The organism is Georgenia wangjunii, assembly GCF_036421975.1.
Lineage (GTDB): Bacteria > Actinomycetota > Actinomycetes > Actinomycetales > Actinomycetaceae > Georgenia_A > Georgenia_A wangjunii.
Map to the genome: position 1 here is coordinate 325,636 of NZ_JAZGON010000003.1, position 19,016 is coordinate 344,651.

20 protein-coding genes are annotated in these 19,016 nt (G+C 74.4%); 7 read left to right on the plus strand and 13 right to left on the minus strand.

Annotated features, from left to right (window positions below):
- Positions 1 to 4: 4 nt before the first annotated feature.
- Both V2J63_RS07560 and msrA read right to left on the minus strand, forming a co-directional pair.
- Positions 5 to 478 (minus strand): SRPBCC family protein, encoded by a 474-nt coding sequence (locus V2J63_RS07560; protein ID WP_331230403.1) that lies wholly within the window; start codon positions 476 to 478, stop codon positions 5 to 7.
- A gap of 156 nt (positions 479 to 634) precedes the next feature.
- Positions 635 to 1,357, minus strand: coding sequence for a peptide-methionine (S)-S-oxide reductase MsrA (msrA, locus tag V2J63_RS07565; protein WP_331230404.1), 723 nt, complete (start codon positions 1,355 to 1,357; stop codon positions 635 to 637).
- A 218-nt stretch (positions 1,358 to 1,575) separates the two neighbouring features.
- On the opposite strand from msrA, the gene V2J63_RS07570 reads away from it, so the two are divergent.
- Positions 1,576 to 3,054, plus strand: coding sequence for an AI-2E family transporter (locus V2J63_RS07570; RefSeq protein WP_331230405.1), 1,479 nt, complete (start codon positions 1,576 to 1,578; stop codon positions 3,052 to 3,054).
- Complete coding sequence (gene ilvA / locus V2J63_RS07575; protein WP_331230406.1) at positions 3,051 to 4,277, plus strand: threonine ammonia-lyase; 1,227 nt, start codon at positions 3,051 to 3,053, stop codon at positions 4,275 to 4,277. Before V2J63_RS07570 ends, ilvA begins: the two co-directional genes overlap by 4 nt.
- A 62-nt stretch (positions 4,278 to 4,339) precedes the next feature.
- Here the strand turns inward: ilvA and greA are convergent, their stop codons facing one another.
- Complete coding sequence (gene greA / locus V2J63_RS07580) at positions 4,340 to 4,825, minus strand: transcription elongation factor GreA (protein WP_331230407.1); 486 nt, start codon at positions 4,823 to 4,825, stop codon at positions 4,340 to 4,342.
- Between the two features lie 147 nt (positions 4,826 to 4,972).
- On the minus strand, positions 4,973 to 5,395 hold the full coding sequence (locus tag V2J63_RS07585; protein WP_331230408.1) for a DUF4307 domain-containing protein: 423 nt from the start codon (positions 5,393 to 5,395) through the stop codon (positions 4,973 to 4,975).
- Positions 5,396 to 5,505: 110 nt separating this feature from the next.
- Here V2J63_RS07585 and mca point away from each other — a divergent pair, with 110 nt between their 5' ends.
- Positions 5,506 to 6,384: a mycothiol conjugate amidase Mca gene (gene mca / locus V2J63_RS07590; protein WP_331230409.1), complete on the plus strand. Its 879-nt coding sequence runs from the start codon at positions 5,506 to 5,508 to the stop codon at positions 6,382 to 6,384.
- On the plus strand, positions 6,381 to 6,782 hold the full coding sequence (locus V2J63_RS07595; RefSeq protein ID WP_331230410.1) for a hypothetical protein: 402 nt from the start codon (positions 6,381 to 6,383) through the stop codon (positions 6,780 to 6,782). Before mca ends, V2J63_RS07595 begins: the two co-directional genes overlap by 4 nt.
- A gap of 33 nt (positions 6,783 to 6,815) precedes the next feature.
- Here V2J63_RS07595 and V2J63_RS07600 read toward each other — a convergent pair whose 3' ends face one another.
- Both V2J63_RS07600 and trhA read right to left on the minus strand, forming a co-directional pair.
- Positions 6,816 to 7,775, minus strand: a complete 960-nt coding sequence (locus V2J63_RS07600) for a PPK2 family polyphosphate kinase (protein ID WP_331230411.1) — start codon at positions 7,773 to 7,775, stop codon at positions 6,816 to 6,818.
- A gap of 77 nt (positions 7,776 to 7,852) precedes the next feature.
- A complete protein-coding gene (gene trhA, locus V2J63_RS07605) occupies positions 7,853 to 8,599 on the minus strand; it encodes a PAQR family membrane homeostasis protein TrhA (RefSeq protein WP_434056291.1) in 747 nt (248 codons plus the stop codon).
- A gap of 166 nt (positions 8,600 to 8,765) precedes the next feature.
- Here trhA and V2J63_RS07610 point away from each other — a divergent pair, with 166 nt between their 5' ends.
- Both V2J63_RS07610 and phoH2 read left to right on the plus strand, forming a co-directional pair.
- Positions 8,766 to 9,527 (plus strand): isoprenyl transferase, encoded by a 762-nt coding sequence (locus tag V2J63_RS07610; protein WP_331230412.1) that lies wholly within the window; start codon positions 8,766 to 8,768, stop codon positions 9,525 to 9,527.
- Between the two features lie 269 nt (positions 9,528 to 9,796).
- Positions 9,797 to 11,218: an RNA 5'-3' helicase PhoH2 gene (phoH2, locus tag V2J63_RS07615; protein WP_331230413.1), complete on the plus strand. Its 1,422-nt coding sequence runs from the start codon at positions 9,797 to 9,799 to the stop codon at positions 11,216 to 11,218.
- Between the two features lie 132 nt (positions 11,219 to 11,350).
- On the opposite strand, the gene V2J63_RS07620 is transcribed toward phoH2, so the two are convergent.
- From V2J63_RS07620 to V2J63_RS07635, 4 genes are all read right to left on the minus strand, one after another.
- A complete protein-coding gene (locus V2J63_RS07620; protein ID WP_331230414.1) occupies positions 11,351 to 12,442 on the minus strand; it encodes a carbohydrate kinase family protein in 1,092 nt (363 codons plus the stop codon).
- The gene (locus V2J63_RS07625) at positions 12,439 to 12,729 is read right to left on the minus strand and encodes an exodeoxyribonuclease VII small subunit (protein WP_331230415.1); all 291 of its coding nucleotides are present in this window, start codon (positions 12,727 to 12,729) and stop codon (positions 12,439 to 12,441) included. Before V2J63_RS07625 ends, V2J63_RS07620 begins: the two co-directional genes overlap by 4 nt.
- Positions 12,730 to 12,945: 216 nt before the next feature.
- Positions 12,946 to 14,196: an exodeoxyribonuclease VII large subunit gene (xseA, locus tag V2J63_RS07630; RefSeq protein WP_331230416.1), complete on the minus strand. Its 1,251-nt coding sequence runs from the start codon at positions 14,194 to 14,196 to the stop codon at positions 12,946 to 12,948.
- The gene (locus tag V2J63_RS07635) at positions 14,193 to 14,825 is read right to left on the minus strand and encodes a GNAT family N-acetyltransferase (protein WP_331230417.1); all 633 of its coding nucleotides are present in this window, start codon (positions 14,823 to 14,825) and stop codon (positions 14,193 to 14,195) included. Before V2J63_RS07635 ends, xseA begins: the two co-directional genes overlap by 4 nt.
- Positions 14,826 to 15,021: 196 nt before the next feature.
- Between V2J63_RS07635 and V2J63_RS07640 the strand changes: the two genes are divergently transcribed.
- On the plus strand, positions 15,022 to 16,017 hold the full coding sequence (locus V2J63_RS07640) for a 4-hydroxy-3-methylbut-2-enyl diphosphate reductase (RefSeq protein WP_331230488.1): 996 nt from the start codon (positions 15,022 to 15,024) through the stop codon (positions 16,015 to 16,017).
- 125 nt (positions 16,018 to 16,142) lie between these two features.
- Here V2J63_RS07640 and V2J63_RS07645 read toward each other — a convergent pair whose 3' ends face one another.
- The 3 genes from V2J63_RS07645 to V2J63_RS07655 form a co-directional block, all read right to left on the minus strand.
- On the minus strand, positions 16,143 to 17,219 hold the full coding sequence (locus tag V2J63_RS07645) for a winged helix DNA-binding domain-containing protein (RefSeq protein WP_331230418.1): 1,077 nt from the start codon (positions 17,217 to 17,219) through the stop codon (positions 16,143 to 16,145).
- Between the two features lie 121 nt (positions 17,220 to 17,340).
- Positions 17,341 to 18,570 (minus strand): DNA recombination protein RmuC, encoded by a 1,230-nt coding sequence (locus V2J63_RS07650; protein WP_331230419.1) that lies wholly within the window; start codon positions 18,568 to 18,570, stop codon positions 17,341 to 17,343.
- A gap of 64 nt (positions 18,571 to 18,634) precedes the next feature.
- Positions 18,635 to 18,973, minus strand: coding sequence for a cupin domain-containing protein (locus tag V2J63_RS07655; protein WP_331230420.1), 339 nt, complete (start codon positions 18,971 to 18,973; stop codon positions 18,635 to 18,637).
- Positions 18,974 to 19,016 lie beyond the last annotated feature (43 nt).

The following is a 19,016-nucleotide window of genomic DNA, read 5'->3' on the forward strand; positions in this document are numbered from 1 at the left end:
CGGCTCAGCCGGCCTCGGCCCGCTGCCGCACATAGGTGGCGCGTTGACGCAGCAGACGCCGCAGATAGGGACCGAGGAGAGCAGCCTCGGCGGCTCGTCCGAGCAGCCCGAAGGGAGCGCGGACGGTCATCCGGTCCGTCATGACGGTGCGCCCGGGCGAGACCTCGGCGAAGAGGTGCTCGTGGGACATCGTCGCGAACGGACCACGGACCTGCTCGTCCACGAAGCGGCGGGGACGGTCGTAGGCGGTGACGCGCGCCGTCATCGTCCACATGAACCCCGCGTGCCTGGCGCGGAGCGTCACCTCGTCCCCGAGGAGGAGCGCCGGCGTGCCGGTGCTCGTCGTGGCGGTCTCCTCGCTACCGGCCAGCGAGGCCGCGTGCACCTCCATGTCGAGCGCGAGGTCGAAGGTGCGCGCCGCGGGTGCGGTGACGTGCGTGACGACCTCGACGACGACCATCCGAGCACCGTAGGTCATGGCGGCATGGCGGCATGGCGGCATGGCGGCATGGCGGCATGGCCGCGCCGCACCGCGTGGCAACGGCGCCGCACCGCGTGGCGGCGGCGCAGGGCGCTCCGGAGCGCGGCCCGCCCCGGAGCGCCTGCTGCCGCGCCCGCCTGCGGCGGCCCGTGCCTACGCCGTGCGCGACGGCGGTGCGACGTCCATCTGCGCGGGCACCTCGTCCTGGCGGAGCAGGCCGATCGGGCACGTCATCCCGTTGGGGCCGTGGTTGCAGTACCCGCCCGGGTTCTTGTGGAGGTACTGCTGGTGGAAGGCCTCGGCGTAGTAGAAGGGACCGGCGCCGTCCTCGCCGTCGGCGGGGCGGAGCTCAGTGGTGATCGGCCCGAACCCGTTCTCCGTCAGCACCTCCTGGAACGCCTCGCGGGTGGCGCGCACGGCGCGTCCCTGCTCCGGGGTGGTCCAGTAGATCGCCGAGCGGTACTGCGTGCCGACGTCGTTGCCCTGGCGGTTGGCCGTCGTCGGGTCGTGGTTCTCCCAGAACGCCTTGAGGAGCTCCTCCGGGCTGATCCGCGCGGGGTCGTAGGCGACGAGCACGGCCTCGGCGTGACCGGTGCGGCCCGTGCACGTCTCCTCGTACGTCGGGTTCGGCGTGAACCCGCCCTGGTACCCGGCCGCGGTGGCGACGACGCCGTCGAGGCGCCAGAAGATCCGCTCGGCGCCCCAGAAGCAGCCCATCGCGACGTAGAGCACCTCGGTGCCCTCGGGCCACGGCCCCTCGAGCGGGGTGCCGAGCACCTCGTGCGTGGACGGGACCGTGAACCCGGGGTGCGGGCGCCCGGGCAGGGCGGTCTCGGCGGTCACGAGCTGGGGCGCGGGGCGCATCCCGAAGATCATGTGCAGGGCCTCTCGTCGTGCGTTCCGGCGCCGCCGGGCACGGCGGCGCACATGGGCGACAACAACGCCGCCCCCGCGCATCTTCCGCGCCGCCGGCGCGACCGGCCGGAACGGCTGACGGCCCCCTGGCGCGGCGGGTCGTCGACCTGTCGGTTGCGCTCGGCCCGGCGCCCGTAGTCTGAGCGGCGGCACACACCTCCGAGGTCGATTGCAGGGACATGGCGAAGAACTTCTCCGGCTGGCTGTCACGGCTGACCCCGGCCCGGCTCGACCCCGGCACGCGCGCCGGGACGGGCCCCCTCGCCCGCGCGCCGGGCGCGACCGCCCGCGTGGCCGGGACCCGTGGCGCCCGCCCCGCGCGGACGGAGGCGCCCGGCCTCGACGGCGCGGTCCCACCGGCGGTGCGCGCCGCCGCCGGGTGGTCGTGGCGCCTCATCGTCATCGCGGCCGCCTGCGTCATCGTCGGGTACGTCGTCGTGACGTTCAAGACGGTCGTCGTCGCCTTCCTCGTCGCGATCCTCCTCGCCGTCCTCCTCGAGCCGATCTCCACCCGGCTGCGCCGCCTGCGCCTGCCCCGGTCGCTCGCGTCCCTCGTGACGATCGCCCTCACCCTCGCCGCGGTGAGCGGCCTCCTCACCCTCGCCGGTCGCTCGATCATCGCCGGGTTCAGCGATCTCGCGGACCAGGCGACCGCGGGCTTCACCGAGCTCCTCACATGGCTCACCGAAGGCCCGCTCGGGGTGGACGAGTCGCAGATCGACACGTGGCTCGGTGAGCTGCAGGGCCAGCTCGGCGAGAACTCCGGGGTGCTCGTCAGCGGCGTGCTCTCCGCGACCAACTCGGTCACGCAGGTGGTGACCGGTGCGCTCATCTCGCTGTTCTGCCTCTTCTTCTTCCTCAAGGAGGGGCGGCGTATCTGGCAGTGGTTCGTCCGCCTCGCGCCGGTGCGGGCGCGGGACAACATCAACGAGGCGGGCATCCGTGGCTGGATGACCCTCGGGGGCTACACCCGCACGCAGATCCTCGTCGCGTTCGTCGACGCCGTCGGTATCGGTGCCGGTGCCGCCCTCCTCGGGGTGCCGCTCGCGCTGCCGCTGGCCATCCTCGTCTTCCTCGGCGCGTTCATCCCCATCGTCGGTGCGCTCGTCTCGGGCTCCGTCGCGGTCCTCGTCGCGATCGTCGACCAGGGCGTCGGCACGGGCCTCGTCATGCTCATCATCGTCCTCGGCGTGCAGCAGCTCGAGGGAAACCTCCTGCAGCCCTGGCTCCAGGGCAACGCCCTCTCCCTCCACCCCATCGCGATCCTCCTCGCCGTCGCGGCGGGCACCGGCGTCGCCGGCATCCTCGGTGCCCTTTTCTCCGTCCCGCTCATCGCCGTCATCAACACGGTGGTGCTCTACCTCCACGGGCACGACAAGTACCCGCGCCTCGCCACCGACTGGCACCGGCCCGGAGGTCCACCGGGCATCCTCTTCGGCGCGATCCGGGACTCCTACGCCCACGTCGCGGAGGACTCCGACGACGACGGCGCAGCGACGAGCGCGGCGACGGCCGACGAGATCGACGACGACGTCATCCCGGCAGGGGCAGACGAGATCGACGACGACGTCATCCCGGCAGGGGCCGACGACGACGGCGCGGGCGGCCTCGTCGACCCCCGCACCGGGCGCGTGGACCCGCACACGCCGCAGCTATGACCCCGGTGCCCGTCGACCTCGTGGCCATCCGCGCCGCGGCGCGGCTCCTCGAGGGCGTCACGTGGCGCACCCCGGTGGAACGGAGCACGAGCCTGGCGCAGGCCGTGGGGGGCCCGGTGTGGCTCAAGTGCGAGAACCTCCAGCGCACCGGGTCGTTCAAGCTGCGCGGGGCGTACGTGCGGCTGTCCCGGCTCAGCCCCGCGGAACGGGCGTGCGGCGTCGTCGCCGCCAGTGCCGGCAACCACGCGCAGGGTGTCGCCCTGGCGGCGCAGATGCTCGGCATCTCCGCCGTCATCCACATGCCGCGGGACGCCGCGCTGCCCAAGCTCGACGCGACCCGCGCGTACGGCGCGACGGTGCGCCAGCACGACGGTGGCCTCGCCGCGGCACTCCGCGCGGCCCAGGTGCACGCCGAGGAGAGCGGGCGCATCCTCATCCACCCGTTCGACCACGCCGACGTCGTCGCCGGCCAGGGGACGATCGGTCTGGAGATCCTCGAGCAGGTCCCCGATGCGCGCACGATCCTCGTCCCAGCCGGCGGCGGTGGGCTGCTCGCCGGGGTGGCGGCGGCGGTGCACGAGTCCGGCTCGGCGGCGCGCGTCGTCGGGGTCCAGGCCGAGGGGGCGGCAGCCTTCCCGGGCTCGCTCGCCGCGGGCCGCCCCGTCGCCCTCGACGCGATGAGCACGATGGCGGACGGCATCGCCGTCGGCCTGCCGGGGGACGTCCCGTTCGCCCTCGTGCAGGACCACGTCGACGAGATCCGCACGGTCTCGGAGGAGCAGATCGCGCGCGCCCTCCTCATGCTCACGGAGCGCGCCAAGCTCACCGTCGAGCCCGCGGGCGCCGTCGGCGTGGCCGCGCTGCTCGACGCCCCGACCGCCTTCGAGGCGCCCGTCGTCGTCGTGCTCTCCGGCGGGAACGTCGACCCGCTCGTGCTCCTGCGCGCGCTCCGGTACGGGCTCGCGGCAGCGGGGCGCTACCTGAGGATGCGCGTGCGCGTCCAGGACCACCCCGGCTCGCTCGCCGCGCTGCTCGCGGCACTCGCGGAGACCGGGGGGAACGTCGTCGCGGTCGAGCACACGCGCACGGCCGACGCGCTGCGGGTGAGCGAGGTCGAGATCGCCGTCGAGCTCGAGACGAAGGGGACGGCGCACTGCGTCGAGGTGGTCGCGGCCCTGCGCGCGAAGGGCTACGGCGTCTCGACCACGAGGCACGGCGGCTGAGCCCGGACGCACGCGAGGGGCGCCCCCAGCGGGAGCGCCCCTCGCGTGCGTACGTGCGCGGGTCAGCTGTGGAAGGGCTTGACCTTCTCGATCTCGACCTCGATCGTCATGCCGTTCGGGGCCTTGTAGGAGACCGTGTCGCCGGCCTTGTGGCCGAGCAGGGAGGCACCCATGGGCGAGCTCTCGGAGAAGACGTCGATGTCGAGGTCCTTCGCTCCCTCGCGCGAGCCGAGGAGGAACGTCTCCTTCGTCCCGGCGACGATGGCCGTGACGACCATGCCGGGCTCGACGATGCCGTCGTCCGCCGGCGTCTCGCCGACGTGCGCCTTGCGCAGCAGCTCGCTCAGCTGGACGATCCGTGCCTCCGCCTTGCCCTGCTCCTCGCGCGCGGCGTGGTAGCCGCCGTTCTCCTTGAGGTCTCCCTCGGAACGCGCGGCTTCGATGCGCTCGGTGATCTCGGTCCGTCCAGGCCCAGTCAGGTGGTCAAGCTCGGCCTTCAGACGGTCGTACGCGTCCTGGGTGAGCCAGGTTGTGCTCGTCTCGGCCACGTCTACCTCCTCATAAGCTGGTCAGCCCCGGGGCCGTCGTGACGGCGCGGGGCCATGGGGGTGTGCATGATCGCTCACCCGGGGCGCCCGCTCCGTCGCGCACCGCTCCGGAGCGGCGTAAGTGCTTGATTGTAGCAAGGTCCTGCCTCAGCCCGGGACGACGACGCACCCGTCGACCCGCGCGCCGCGCGGCGGCTCGATGGTGCGCACGCTCGCCGTGACGGTGACGACCGACGTCTCGTCCGGCCCGACCCGCACGGTGGCGACGCCCACCTCGGCGAAGTTCTCGTTGAGCGCGACGACCGTGCAGTCGGCGACGACGTCGGGCGACTTGCTCACGGTGAAGGTGACCTCGGCGCTCGCCTCGTCGACGACGCGGAACCCGGCGTCCTGCGTGCGCACGGGCACGTTCGTGGCGAGGGCCGCGAAGACGACGAACGCGAGGACGACGAGGGCGCCCACGCCGACGACGACGAGCGCGGTGCGGCGGCTGCGGCGAGGGTCGCGGCCGTAGCGGTCGTCGAGCGCGGTGCGCACGGTCCGCGCGTCACCCGGCGCCGGCTCGGCCATGGGACGTCCCTCCCGGTAGGAATGCTCGTGCGCGTGAGGGACCATTGTCCCTCGAGATGATCGGTCTGCAGCGCGCCGCCCGTGGTGGCGCGAGAGGAGGGACGGGCGACGTGACCACCCAACCGCTACGCCTGATGGCGGTGCACGCGCACCCGGACGACGAGTCGAGCAAGGGGGCCGCCACCATGGCCCGCTACGCCGCCGAGGGGGAGCGCGTGCGCGTCGTCTCGTGCACCGGCGGCGAGCGCGGTGACGTCCTCAACCCGCACCTCGCGGACGACCCCGCGGTGCGTGACGACATGCCGGCCTACCGCCGGCGCGAGATGGACGCCGCCGCCCGCGCGCTGGGGATCGAGCACGTGTGGCTCGGGTTCATCGACTCCGGCCTGCCGGAGGGAGACCCGCTGCCGCCGCTGCCCGAGGGGTGCTTCGCCGTGCAGCCGCTCGAGGTGACGGTCGGTGCGCTCGTGCGGGAGATCCGCGAGTTCCGTCCGCACGTCATGACGACGTACAACGAGAACGGCGGTTACCCGCACCCCGACCACCTCATGTGCCACACCGTCTCGATGGCGGCGTTCGAGGCCGCGGCCGACGCCGAGCAGTTCCCCGAGGCCGGTGAGCCATGGCGGGTGGAGAAGATCTACTACGACGTCGGTTTCTCGCCCGACCGGTTCGAGGCGATCGCCACCGCGATGCACGAGCGCGGCCTCGTCTCCCCGTTCGACGACTGGCTCTCCGCGCGCTCGGAGCTTCCCCGGCGGCCCGTGAGCGCCCGGATCCACTGCGCCGAGTACTTCGAGCGCCGGGACGAGGCGCTGCGCGCGCACGCCACCCAGATCGACCCCGACGGGTTCTTCTTCATGGTCCCGCGTGACATCGAGCGCGAGGTGTGGCCGTACGAGGAGTTCGAGCTCGCACGCTCCCACGTGGAGACGACGACGCCGGAGGACGACCTCTTCGCAGGTGTCCGTGAGAAGGTCCGCCCATGACGTCCCCCGCGGTGACCGCGCTCATCCACGCGCTCTCGGCGCAGACGCCGGCCCCGAGCCCCTCGCCGGACCAGCAGCTGACGATCTACACCGTCACGCCCGGCATCGGCGGGTTCCTCGCGTTCTTCGTCCTCGCGCTCGCGGCCTGGGTGCTCTTCCGGTCGATGGCCAAGCACATGCGCACCGTGGACCGCAACGCCGCGGCACGCGGCGAGACGCCCGTGCGGCGCGGGATCGACGTGGCGCCTGCGTCTGACGCCGACGACGCCCGGGCGCGCGGTGGGAGCAGCGACGGCGCCCCGGACGGTCCGCCGCTCGAGGACGACGGGACCCGGCCGGCCGGCTCGGCGACCGGCACGGACCCCTACCCGAGCGCGCCGCGCCCGCCGACGCCGTAGGCGGGGCGCAGGGCCCGCCCGCGGCGGGCTCGCTCAGCCGCGCACCTCGGCCTTCGCCGCGGCGAAGTGGGCCTCGTCCTCGGCGACCTTCGCCTCGTTGTCCGCACGTGCGGCCTCCGCCTCGGCGAGGGTCTCGGGCGACATGGTCGCGGCGAGCCGCTCGCGCTCGTGCGCGACGTCGAAGGTGGCGCTCGGCCAGCCGAGGTCGAGCTCGAGCAGCGCCCGCGTGAGGAGCTCGGTCACCGCGAGGCGGGCGTACCACTTCCGGTCCGCGGGGATGACGTGCCAGGGCGCGTCCGGTGTCGATGTCCTGGCGAGGACGTCGGCGTAGGCAGCCTGGTAGTCGTCCCACCTCGTGCGGGTGTCGACGTCGGACGGGTTGTACTTCCAGTGCTTGTCCGGTCGGTCGAGGCGCTCCATGAGCCGCAGGCCCTGCTCGTCGTAGGACGGCATGAGGGCCACCTTGATGACCGTCGTCCCCGCCGCGACGATCTTCTCCTCGAAGCGGTTGATCTCCGCGTAGCGCTGCGACCACACCGACTCGGGCACGAGTTCGTCCACGCGGGCGACGAGGACGTCCTCGTAGTGCGAGCGGTCGAAGACGCCGATGTACCCGGGGCGGGGCAGCTCACGGCGCACGCGCCACAGGTAGTGGTGGCGCCGCTCCTCGGCGGTGGGGACCCCGAACGCGCGCAGCGCCACGCCCTGCGGGTCGACCATCCCGATGACGTGGCGGACGATCCCGCCCTTGCCGGCCGTGTCGAGCCCCTGGATGACCAGGAGCACGGACCGGTCGCCGCCGGTGCGCCCGTGGGCGTAGAGGCGTTCCTGGAGCTCGGAGAGGAGCTGGCCGCGCTCGGCCATGAAGGCCTTCGCGTCCTTCTTGCCGGCGTCCCACCCGGGTGTCGCGCGACGGTCCGTCGTCGCGAGCTCGAAGCCCGGGCCCGGGCGCAGGATCTCGGTGGGCTGGGCGGTCCAGGTGGGGGTAGCCATGGCGGTGGTCCTTCCGTCGTCGACCACTCGAGGCTATGGCCGCGGGCGGATCCCCGCCCGGGTACGGCTGCGCGACGTCAGGTGAGGGTGAGCGCGGCGATGGCCACCGCGACGAAGTGGCACACGTACCCGATGACGGTGCCCACGTGGAAGATCTCGTGGAACCCGAACCAGCGGGGGCTGGGGTTGGGCCACTTCGTCGCATAGACGACGGCGCCGAGCGTGTAGGCGAGGCCGCCGGCAGCGACGAGCCAGACGATCGCGGGGGAGCCGAGGCTCCAGAAGTCGGGCATGAACCACACCGCCACCCAGCCGAGAGCGATGTAGACGGGCACGTAGAACCAGCGCGGGGCGCCCAGCCAGAACACGCGGGCGAGGATCCCGGCGAGAGCGCCGGCCCAGACGACAGCGAGGAGGACGGCCGCCGTGCCGCGGGGGAGCAGGAGCGCGGCGAGCGGGGTGTACGTGCCGGCGATGAGCAGGAAGATGTTGGAGTGGTCGAGGCGGCGCAGGACCGCCGTCGTCCTCGGTGACCAGTTGCCGCGGTGGTAGATCGCGCTGCACCCGAAGAGCAGGACGGCGGTGACGCCGAAGACGGCGGTGCTCACCTTCGCCGTCGTCGTCGGGGACAGGACGACGAGGACGATCCCGGCCACGAGCGCGACCGGCGCCGTCACCGCGTGGAGCGTCCCGCGCAGGCGCGGCTTGACGGCCGCCGCGATGTCGTCGGCGCGCGCCGTGACGGCTCGCGCGGCGTGCGTGAGTCGGCCCTTGCGCTCGGACGGCACCGCGTCGACCTCCCTGTGCGCTGGCGACTGCTCCACCACGGATCCTTCCCTGCTCATGTCCGGCAGGGGCTTCCCTACGCCACCGGAGGTTACTCCACCGTAACCACGGGGACCCAACGCCCCCGCCGGTCGTCGCAGCCGCACGCGGTACCGTGAGCGCCGACGTCGTCGGAGTCGAGGAACCAGGAGCGCCCCCACCACCATGCGTTCGCCCAAGCTGCTCTACGGGCTCTACGAGCGTCGACTGTCCGCACAGCTCGAGACGATGAGCGTGCCGCGCCACATCGGCGTCATCCTCGACGGCAACCGCCGCTGGGCGCGCGCGCTGGGCAACCCGGCCGCCCACGGGCACCGGCGGGGTGCGGACAAGATCTCCGAGGTGCTCGGGTGGGCCGAGGACGCCGGCGTCGACATCGTCACGCTGTGGATGTTCTCCACCGACAACCTCAAGCGCGACGACGACGAGGTGGCCGAGCTCCTCGAGATCATCGCCACCGCCGTCGACAACCTCGCGGCGGCCGGTCGCTGGCGGGTCTGCATCGTCGGCGCGCTCTCGCTCCTGCCCGAGCCCATCGCCGCGCGCCTGCAGTCCGCGGCCGAGCGGACGGCGGACGTCGACGGCCTGTGGGTCAACGTCGCCGTCGGGTACGGCGGGCGCTACGAGATCACCGACGCCGTCCGCTCGCTCCTGCGCCAGCACGCCGAGGCGGGCGCCTCCCTCGAGGACGTCGCCCGGGTGCTCAGCGTCGAGGACATCACCGAGCACCTCTACACCAAGGGGCAGCCGGACCCGGACCTCGTCATCCGCACCTCAGGCGAGCAGCGCCTCGGCGGCTTCCTCCTGTGGCAGAGCGTGCACAGCGAGTACTACTTCTGCGAGACGTACTGGCCCGACTTCCGGCGCATCGACTTCCTCCGGGCGCTGCGCGACTACGCCCTGCGCGAGCGTCGCCTCGGTCGCTGAGCGGACGCCAAGGTGAACGGGGCATGACCGTTCCCCGCGCACGGGTGTGTCGCCGCAACGGATCGGCGTGACGGTCATAGCGTGCGGTGTGACGGACGGCACACCCGCCGTCCATCCGGGAGGCCAGCCTATGGAGCGTCCAGCTCCGTGCGGGAGGGGCCACCGGCCCCGCCAGGGCCGGTCGACCGCCCCCACCCCAATGCCGTGCCCGCCACGCGCGGGGCGCTGCTGATCGGCGCCGATGCGCCGGAGGGAGCCCGCGACACACCATGACCGCCACCACCGACAGGACCGACACCTCTGTTCCGGCCACCCGCGCGGGAGCCGCGCCGGGCACCCGGCAGGACGAGCGCCCCGACGGCGGGGACACCCTCGCCCAGCGCCTCACCTACGTGCTGGACACCTCGGTCCTGCTCTCGGACCCGCACGCCCTCCTCCGCTTCGCGGAGCACGACGTCGTCCTGCCGGTCGTCGTCATCTCCGAGCTCGAGGACAAGCGCCACCACCCCGAGCTCGGCTACTTCGCCCGCACCGCGCTCCGCCTGCTCGACGAGCTGCGGCTCCAGCACGGGCGCCTCGACGCCGCCGTGCCCGTCGGGTTCGAGGGCGGCACCGTGCGGGTCGAGCTCAACCACTCCGACTCGGGCGTGCTCCCCTCCGGGCTGCGCCTGGGAGACAACGACTCCCGCATCCTCGCCGTCGCGGCGAACCTCTCCGCGGAGGGGCACGACGTCGCCGTCGTCTCCAAGGACCTCCCCATGCGGGTCAAGGCGGCGGCGCTCGGCCTCCAGGCGCAGGAGTACCGGGCCCAGCTCGCGGTGGAGTCCGGGTGGACAGGGATGACGTCCGCCGACCTCACCGAGGGCGAGATGGCCCGGCTGTGGACCGACGAGCGGGTCGAGGCCGCGGGCCTGGAGATGGCCCACGCCCTCGCGGAGGTCCCGTGCCACACCGGGGTCGTCCTCCACTCGGCGCGCGGGTCGGCGCTCGGTCGGGTCACGCCGGCCGGCGACGTCGCGCTCGTGCGCGGTGACCGGGAGGTCTTCGGGGTCCACGGGCGCAGCGCGGAGCAGCGCATCGCCATCGACCTCCTCCTCGACCCCGAGATCGGCATCGTCTCCCTCGGGGGGCGGGCGGGGACGGGGAAGTCGGCGCTCGCTCTCTGCGCGGGTCTGGAGGCGGTGCTCGAGCGCCGCGAGCACCGCAAGGTCGTCGTCTTCCGGCCGCTCTACGCCGTCGGCGGGCAGGACCTCGGTTACCTGCCCGGCAGCGAGGCGGAGAAGATGGGCCCGTGGGCCCAGGCGGTGTTCGACACGCTCGGGGCGCTCGTCGCGCAGGAGGTGCTCGAGGAGGTCATGGCCCGCGGGATGCTCGAGGTCCTGCCGCTCACCCACATCCGCGGGCGCTCCCTCCACGACTCGTTCGTCATCGTCGACGAGGCGCAGTCGCTCGAGCGCAACGTCCTGCTCACCGTGCTCTCCCGCATCGGGCAGAACTCGAAGGTGGTGCTCACGCACGACGTCGCGCAGCGGGACAACCTGCGGGTGGGCCGGCACGACGGCGTCGCGGCGGTCGTGGAGACGCTCAAGGGGCACCCGCTCTTCGCGCACGTCACGCTCACGAGGTCCGAGCGGTCGGCCATCTCGGCGCTCGTGACCGACCTGCTCGAGTCGGGCGCGACCCCGATCTGATCGATCCGGGCGCGACCTCGACCCCGGGCCGCGGCGCGGGCGGCTCGGTGCCGCCCGCGCCGCCGGCCCCCCCCCCCCCCCCCCCCCCCCCCCCCCCCCCCCCCCCCCCCCCCCGGCCCGGGCGCGTGCCTCTCAGAGCGGGCGCGGGGTGGGTGGCACCGGGGGCGCGGTGGCCGTCAGCTCGACGAGGCTCGGCGGGTTGGCACCGGCGCGCGAGACGGTGATCGCGGCGACCTGGACCGCGCGGGCGAGGGCGTCGGCGAGCGCGGTCCGGCTGATGCCGCGCAGCGCCTCGCGCCGGTCGGCTCCGATGAGGCTCGCGCGCCACAGCCCGTCGATGAGCCCGGACATGAACGAGTCCCCGGCGCCGACCGTGTCCGCGACGTCCACCCGCGGCGCCGCGACGTCGACCTCGACGCCGCCGGCGGTGACGGCGAGCGCGCCGCGTCCGCCGAGGGTGACGACGACGATCCCGGCGCCCAGCCCCACCCAGTCGCCCGCCACCTCGCGGATGTCATCGCCGGGCGCCAGCCACGCGAGGTCCTCGTCGGAGACCTTGACGACGTCCGCGAGGGAGACGAGCCGCTCGATGAGCGGGCGGGCCTGCGCCGGCGTGCCCATGAGCGCCGGGCGGACGTTCGGGTCGTACGTGAGCGTCGCGGTGTCCCGGTAGCGCTCCATGGCCTCGAGGACCTTGAGCGCCCCCGGTGCGACGACGGCGGCGAGCGAGCCGGTGTGGACGAGCGTGGGCGGGCGCAGCGGCTCCGTGCCGGGCAGGTCCCAGTCGAGGTCGAAGGTGTAGTCCGCGACGCCGTCGGCGTCGATGCGGGCGTGCGCGGTCGACGTGTGCCCGGCGAGCTCGGACCCCGTCGAGATGGTGACGCGGTCGCCCGTGAGGTGCGTGCGGATGCTGTCCCCGCGTGCGTCGGTCCCGAACCACGTGGCGAGCTCGACGGCGTGACCGAGCCGGGCGAGCCCGAGCGCGACGTTCGCGGGGCTGCCGCCCACGTGCTCGACCGGCTCCTCGCCCTCGTGCTCGACGATGTCGACGAGCGCCTCGCCGAGGACGAGGGCGTACCCGCCGGCCTCGTGGCCCTGGGGCGTCGCCGTCGTCGCCGGGCCGTAGGCCGGCGTCGTCGGTGCGAGCTCGGGCTCGGGCAGCCGCCCGGGCGTGAGGTCCGGGATACCGGACGCGGGTCCGTCGAGGGGGGTCGGGGCGGTCACGGGTCCTGCCTCTCTGCGGTGGTGCTGGGGGCGTCGGTGGTCCGGGGAGCGTCGGCGGCCGCTCCGGCGCGGCTGTCGCGGTCGGCGCGCGCGGCCTCGAGGCGCTCGCGTGCCCCGTCGAGCCACGCCTGGCACCGCGCCGCGAGGGCCTCTCCCCGCTCCCAGAGGGCGAGGGAGTCCTCGAGGGAGGCGGCCCCGGCCTCGAGGCGGCGCACGACGTCGACGAGCTCGTCGCGGGCCTGCTCGTAGGTCAGCGCACCGACGTCCGGAAGGGGGGTCTCACTCATCGGGCCAGTCTGGCAGAGGCCGCCCACGCCGCACCGCGCGCCCGGGTCACGCCGAGCAGCCCTCCAGGGGGACGGGGCGGGCCCTCCAGCCGCGCAGCTCCGGCCGACCCGCCTCCTCCGTCACCACGGCGCCCGGCTCGCCGGGGACGACGGCGAAGCCTGCCCGGCTCGCCGAGACGACGGCGGGACCTGCGACGGCCGCGGCGCGCGGGCGCCTCAGCCCTGCTCGCGGACCTCGACGTGGACGCGGCCGGCGGCGAGGAGCGCCTCGAGCCGGTCCCCGGGCGCGACGTCGGCGGAGGCACGCACGACCGCCCCGTCCGTGCGGCGCAGGACGGCGTAGCCGCGGGCGAGCGTCGCGGCGGGGGAGAGGGCGACGAGCCGGCCGTGGACCGTGGCGAGGTCCGCGCCGGACCGCTCGAGGCAGCGGCCGAAGACCTCGCGCGCCCGGTCCCTCCGGCGCGCGACGTCCTCCGCGCGGGCGGTGACCATCGTCGTCGGGTCGACGAGGACCGGGCGGCTCCGCACGGCGTCGAGCGTGCGCTGCTCCGCGCGGACGCGGTGCTCGAGCGCGACGCGCATCCGCTGGCGGGCCTGGACGAGGCCGCGGCGCTGCTCGGCGACGTCGGGGACGACCCGTTTGGCGGCGTCGGTGGGCGTCGACGCACGGTAGTCGGCGACGAGGTCGAGCAGCGGGGTGTCCGTCTCGTGCCCGATCGCCGAGACGAGCGGCGTGCGGCACGCCGACGCCGCGCGCACGAGCTGCTCGTTGGAGAACGGGAGCAGGTCCTCGACGGACCCGCCGCCGCGGGCGACGACGATGACCTCGACCCGGGGGTCGGCGTCGAGCTCGGCGATGGCGGAGCTGACCTGCGCGACGGCGCCGGTGCCCTGGACGGCGACCTCCCGGATCTCGAACGGGACCCCGGGCCAGCGCGCCCGCGCGTTGACGACGACGTCGTGCTCGGCCTTGGACTCGCGCCCGCACACGAGGCCGATGCGGCCCGGGAGGAACGGCAGCGGCCGCTTGCGGTCGGCGTCGAAGAGCCCCTCGGCGGCGAGGACGCTCTTGAGTGCCTCGACGCGGGCCAGGAGCTCGCCCACCCCGACGGCGCGCAGGGCGTCCGCCTGGAGCTGGAGCGTCCCGCGCTTGGCCCAGTACGTGGGCTTGGCGTGCACGACGACGTGGCTGCCCTCGGTCAGGGGCGCCGCGACGTCGGCGAGCAGGCGGGAGTAGATGCTCACCGGCAGAGACATGTCCGCCTCGGTGTCCCGCAGGGTGAGGAAGGCCATGCCGGCGCCGGGTCGGCGGTTGAGCTGGACGACCTGCCCCTCGACCCACACGGGCGCCATCCGGTCGATGTACGTGCTGATCTTCTGGCTGAGCAGGCGCACGGGCCACGGGTGCTCCGCGCTCGTGTCCGCGGCGCGTTCCGGCAGGTTCGCCGGACCGGTCGGCTGGCTCACGACGCCGCCCTCGCCCCGGTGAGCGCCCGGCCCATGAGCACCTCGCCGGGGCGCTCGCCGAGGACCGTGAACCCCAGGCGCCGGTAGAAGGCCAGCGCGTCGGTGTTCGCGCTCGCGGCGACCAGGTGCACGCCCGGCACCCCGCGGGCGGCGAGCTCGTCGGCGAGGCGGGTGAGGAGCGCGCGCCCGGCGCCGGAGCCGCGGGCCGGCCCGAGGAGGTTGATGTGCAGGTGCGCGGGGTAGGTGGCCAGCCACGGCTCACGCGAGCGGGTCCCGCCGCGGATGATGTGGACGAGCTCCTCGTCCTTGCTGCCCCGGCGCGGCGGGTGGTCCCGGTAGTGCGCGCGCAGGGGCGGCCACCACGCGCGCTCGCAGGCCTCCGCGAACGCGGCGGTGTCCGCGGTGGCGACGACGTACCCGAGCGGAGCGGCGCCACCCGGCGCCCGCAGGACGTAGGCGAGGTCGGGCTCGAGCTCGAGATAGGGACCGACGTAGACGTGACCGAGCACGTCGGGGTCGTCGTGGTCGGCGCTCGCATCGGCACCGAGGTCACCGGTGCGCAGGCAGATCTCGTAGAGCGCGGAGCGGTCCTCGGGCCGGTAGGGCTCGACGTGCAGGTCGGGTCGCATCCGTCACAGCCTGCCACCAGGGGCTGACCTTCGGCGTACCGCCACGTAGCCTGGAGGTGTGACTACCCTGCCTGCACACGCTCAGGGCGCAGCCGCGCCGGGCCGGCGCGAGATTCCGTCGCTCGCCGGCTCCTCCGCCTTCCCCGACGCCGTCCCGTCCCGTACCCCCGGTGCGCTCGCGGTCCCGGGGAAGAAGATCCTCCTCGCCGCCCCACGCGGCTACTGCGCGGGCGTCGACCGCGCGGTCGACGCGGTGGAGAAGGCGCTGGACCACTACGGCGCCCCCGTGTACGTGCGCAAGGAGATCGTCCACAACAAGTTCGTCGTCGAGACGCTCACCGAGCGTGGCGCGATCTTCGTCGAGGAGACCGACGAGGTGCCCGAGGGGGCGCGCGTCGTCTTCTCCGCCCACGGCGTGTCCCCGGCGGTTCACGCCCAGGCGGCGGCCCGGAGCCTCCAGACGATCGACGCGACGTGCCCCCTCGTGACGAAGGTGCACAAGGAGGCCGTCCGGTTCGCCTCCGACGACTACGACATTCTCCTCATCGGCCACGACGGGCACGAGGAGGTCGAGGGCACGTACGGCGAGGCGCCCGAGCACATCCAGGTCGTCAACTCCCCGGACGACGTCGACGACGTCGTCGTGCGCGACCCGGACAAGGTCATCTGGCTGTCGCAGACGACGCTGTCCGTCGACGAGACGATGCTGACGGTGAGCAAGCTGCGCGAGCGGTTCCCCTCGCTCCAGGACCCGCCGAGCGACGACATCTGCTACGCGACGCAGAATCGCCAGGTGGCGGTGAAGAAGTTCGCGCCGGACTCCGACGTCGTCATCGTCGTCGGGTCCGCGAACTCCTCGAACTCGGTGCGCCTCGTCGAGGTGGCCCTCGAGGCCGGGGCGGGCTCGGCCTACCGCGTGGACCGCGCGAACGAGATCGACCCGGCATGGATGGACGGCGCCTCGACCGTCGGAGTGACCTCGGGGGCGTCGGTCCCCGAGATCCTCGTCCGCGACGTCGTCACCTACCTCGGCCAGCTCGGCTTCGGCGAGGTGGAGGAGGTGCGCACCGCGACCGAGGACATCATGTTCTCGCTGCCCAAGAACCTCCGGGCGGACCTCAAGGCGCGGGGCGCACTGCCCGACCGCCCCCGCCGTGGCCCCCGCGCCGAGCTCTCCGTCAACCCCGTCTGACCGCCGCGCGCCCCCGGCGGGGCGGCGGGGATCAGCCGGCGTGCTCGCGGGCGAGCGCGGCGGAGCGGCGCTCGATGGCGCGTTGCGCGAGCCGGGCGCCCGGTCCAGCGGGTCCGATCCGCCCGTCAGCCGGCGTGCTCGCGGGTGAGCGCGGCGGAGCGGCGCTCGATGGCGCGCAGCGCGCGCGGGCTGAACGCGGTGAAGGGCGTGGCGGCGACCGCGGCGCGCGCGCCCTTCCCGGACCGCCGCCACGTGCCGACGACGGCGCCGGCGTCGACAACGGTGCGCTGGAAGACCCCGTTCCCGCCCGGGACCACCCGCGCGGCGAACTCGGGCGCCAGGACGGCGCTGCGGTCCTGGTAGCCGAGGAGGAACTCGTCGAACCCGGGCAGCAGGTGGGTGCCGAGCGCCTCCGCGCGGTGGGTGGCCAGCCGCTCCGGGGTGCCGGGGTCCATGAGCATCTCGGTGCCGTCGACGGAGAGCGTCTCGAGCCGGGGCCGGGCGAGGGCGACCCCCGCCCGCGCCTCGGCGGCACGCAGCTTGGTCCACCAGATGAAGTCCTTGACGGTCGCTGGGCCGTGGCCGCGGAAGTACCGCAGGGCGAGCTCGCCGAGGGCCTCCTCGCGCTCGAGGACCCGCGGGGCCGGAACCCACTCGTCAAGGAGGACGAGGTGCTGCTCGCCGTCGTCGACGGGGCCCCAGCACAGGGTGCCCGTCTGGGCGAGGTACCAGATGAGGTGGTACGTCCGCTGGCCGTCGGCCGCGACGCCGGCGGCCTCCCAGACGGTGCGGAGCCCCTCGCGGCTCAGCCGACGGCCGCCGCTCAGCGCGCCGACCGCGAGGTCGCGTGCCCGCTCGATGAGGGCGTCGTCGAGGCCGAGCTCGGCGCGGCGGCTCGCGGCGCCCGTGATGAGCCGCTCGGTCGTGAGGGAGAGCACCCACAACAGGTCCTCCGCCCGGACGAGGTGGAGCGTGCCGCGCATGGGCCAGGACCGGACGACCTCGCCTGCGTCGAGGGCGGCGACGACGTCCGCGGCCGTGCCCCCGGCGGTACGCAGTGCCACCGACTCGAGCGCCCCGCGGAAGTCCTGCGCCTGGGTCGCCGTCGCCCACCCGACGGCCTCGGCAGGGGTGTCCCAGCCCGGCCCCGCGACCCGTTGCGCCGCGAGCCGGAGGAGCCCGACCTCTCGCGCGGACGTCACGAGGCGCCGTCCTGGGCCGCGACGTGCCACGCCCAGGTCACGTCGCGCCGCACCCCGGTAGCGTCGCGCCACCCCGGCGCGACGCCGTGCGGACGCTGAGCCAAGGCGTCCCGCCCCTGCGTCACGACGCACCTCCCCAGCGGCTCAGGCCGGGCAGCAGCTCCGGGTCCGGCAGGCCGGGGTCCGTCAGCTCGGGGGCGGTGAGGCGCCGGACCTGGGCGCGGTCCCCCTCGACCGGGCCGACGGTGAGGTCACCGCCGTCGAGGCCGTCGAACCCGCGCGCGGTGACGAGGAGGCGCGACTCGATCGAGCCGACCATCTTGTTGTAGTGCGCGACCGTGCTCTCGAGGCCCCGGCCGAGTGCGGTGACATGCCCGGCGACCGTCGACAGTCGTTCGTACAGGGTGCGTCCGAGGTCGAGCAGCCGCTGCGCGTCCTCGGTCACGGCCGCGGATGTCCAGATCGTCGCCGTGGTGCGCAGCAGCGCAAGGAGCGACGTGGGCGACGTGGGGGCGACGCCCACGCGCAGCGCGTGCTCGAGCAGCGTGGGGTCCGCCTCGAGCGCGGCCCCGAGGAGCCCCTCGGACGGGATGAACATGACGACGAGCTCGGGGCTCGCCGGGAGCTGCTCGTGGTAGCGCCGCTTCGCGAGCGCGTCGACGTGGGCGCGCAGCGCCTTCGCGTGCGCCGCGAGCAGGGTTTCGCGGCGGTGGCCCTCCTCGCCGCGCGCCGCCTCGTCGATCGCCGACGCCTCGAGGTAGGCGTCGAACGGGACCTTGGCGTCGATGGCGAGGTACTTCCCGCCGGGCAGGTGGACGACGACGTCCGGCCGGCCGCTGCCCGCGCGGCTCGCGGACCCGTTCCCCCTCGCGCCGAGCGCCGACTGCTCGGTGAAGTCGACGTGCCGGAGCATGCCGGAGGCCTCGAGCACCCGGCGCAGCTGCACCTCGCCCCACTGGCCCCGGCTCGACGTCGAGCGGAGCGCGCCGGCGAGCGTCGCCGTCGTCGAGCGCAGCTCCTCGTCGCTGCGCCGCGCGTGGTGGAGGTGCTGGGTGAGGACCGTGAACTGCTCGAGGCGCTCCCGCTCGAGCGCGGCGACGTGCTCGCCCACCTGGGTGAGGGTGCTCTGCACGGGCGCGAGCGCGCGCAGGACGTCGTGGTCGCGGGCGGCGCGGTCCTTGAGGTCCTCGTTCTCGGCGGCGAGCTGGGTGGCACGGGCGTGCGCCGCGGCGGCCTGCTCGCGGGCGGCCGCGGTGCCGGCCGCCGCGCGTGCCCGGGCGAGGCCGGCTCCGCCGAGCGCGCCGGCGACGAGCGCCACGAGCACGAGGATGATCACCGTCGTCGTGTCCATGGCTGCAGACTGTCACCGCCCACCGACATCGCCGGGAAGGCGGGCCGCCGCCAGCCGCACCGGCTCAGCCGTGCGACGTCTCCCCGGGTAGGCCGGTCACGGTCGTGAGGAGGAAGACCGAGTCCTCGAGGGCGGAGACGGCGTGGCGCTCGTGCGTGAGCACGTGGAGCCCGCCGGTCGTCAGCTCCGAGGTGTCCGGTCCGGTCACCCGCACGCGGCCGAGGAGCACCTGGAGGCTCGCCGCGTGCGGCGAGTTGTGCTCCCCGAGCTCCGAGCCCGCGACGAGGGCGAGGATCGACTGGCGCAGGACGCCGTCGCGCACGAGGAGCTCGGCGCTGCGGCCGTGGTCCGAGGTGCGGGCGGCCTCGAGGTGGGACTGGGTGAGAGCGGTCAGGTCGGGCACGGTTCCTCCACTCGGGTGGCACGGCGTCACCCCCACCATGCCA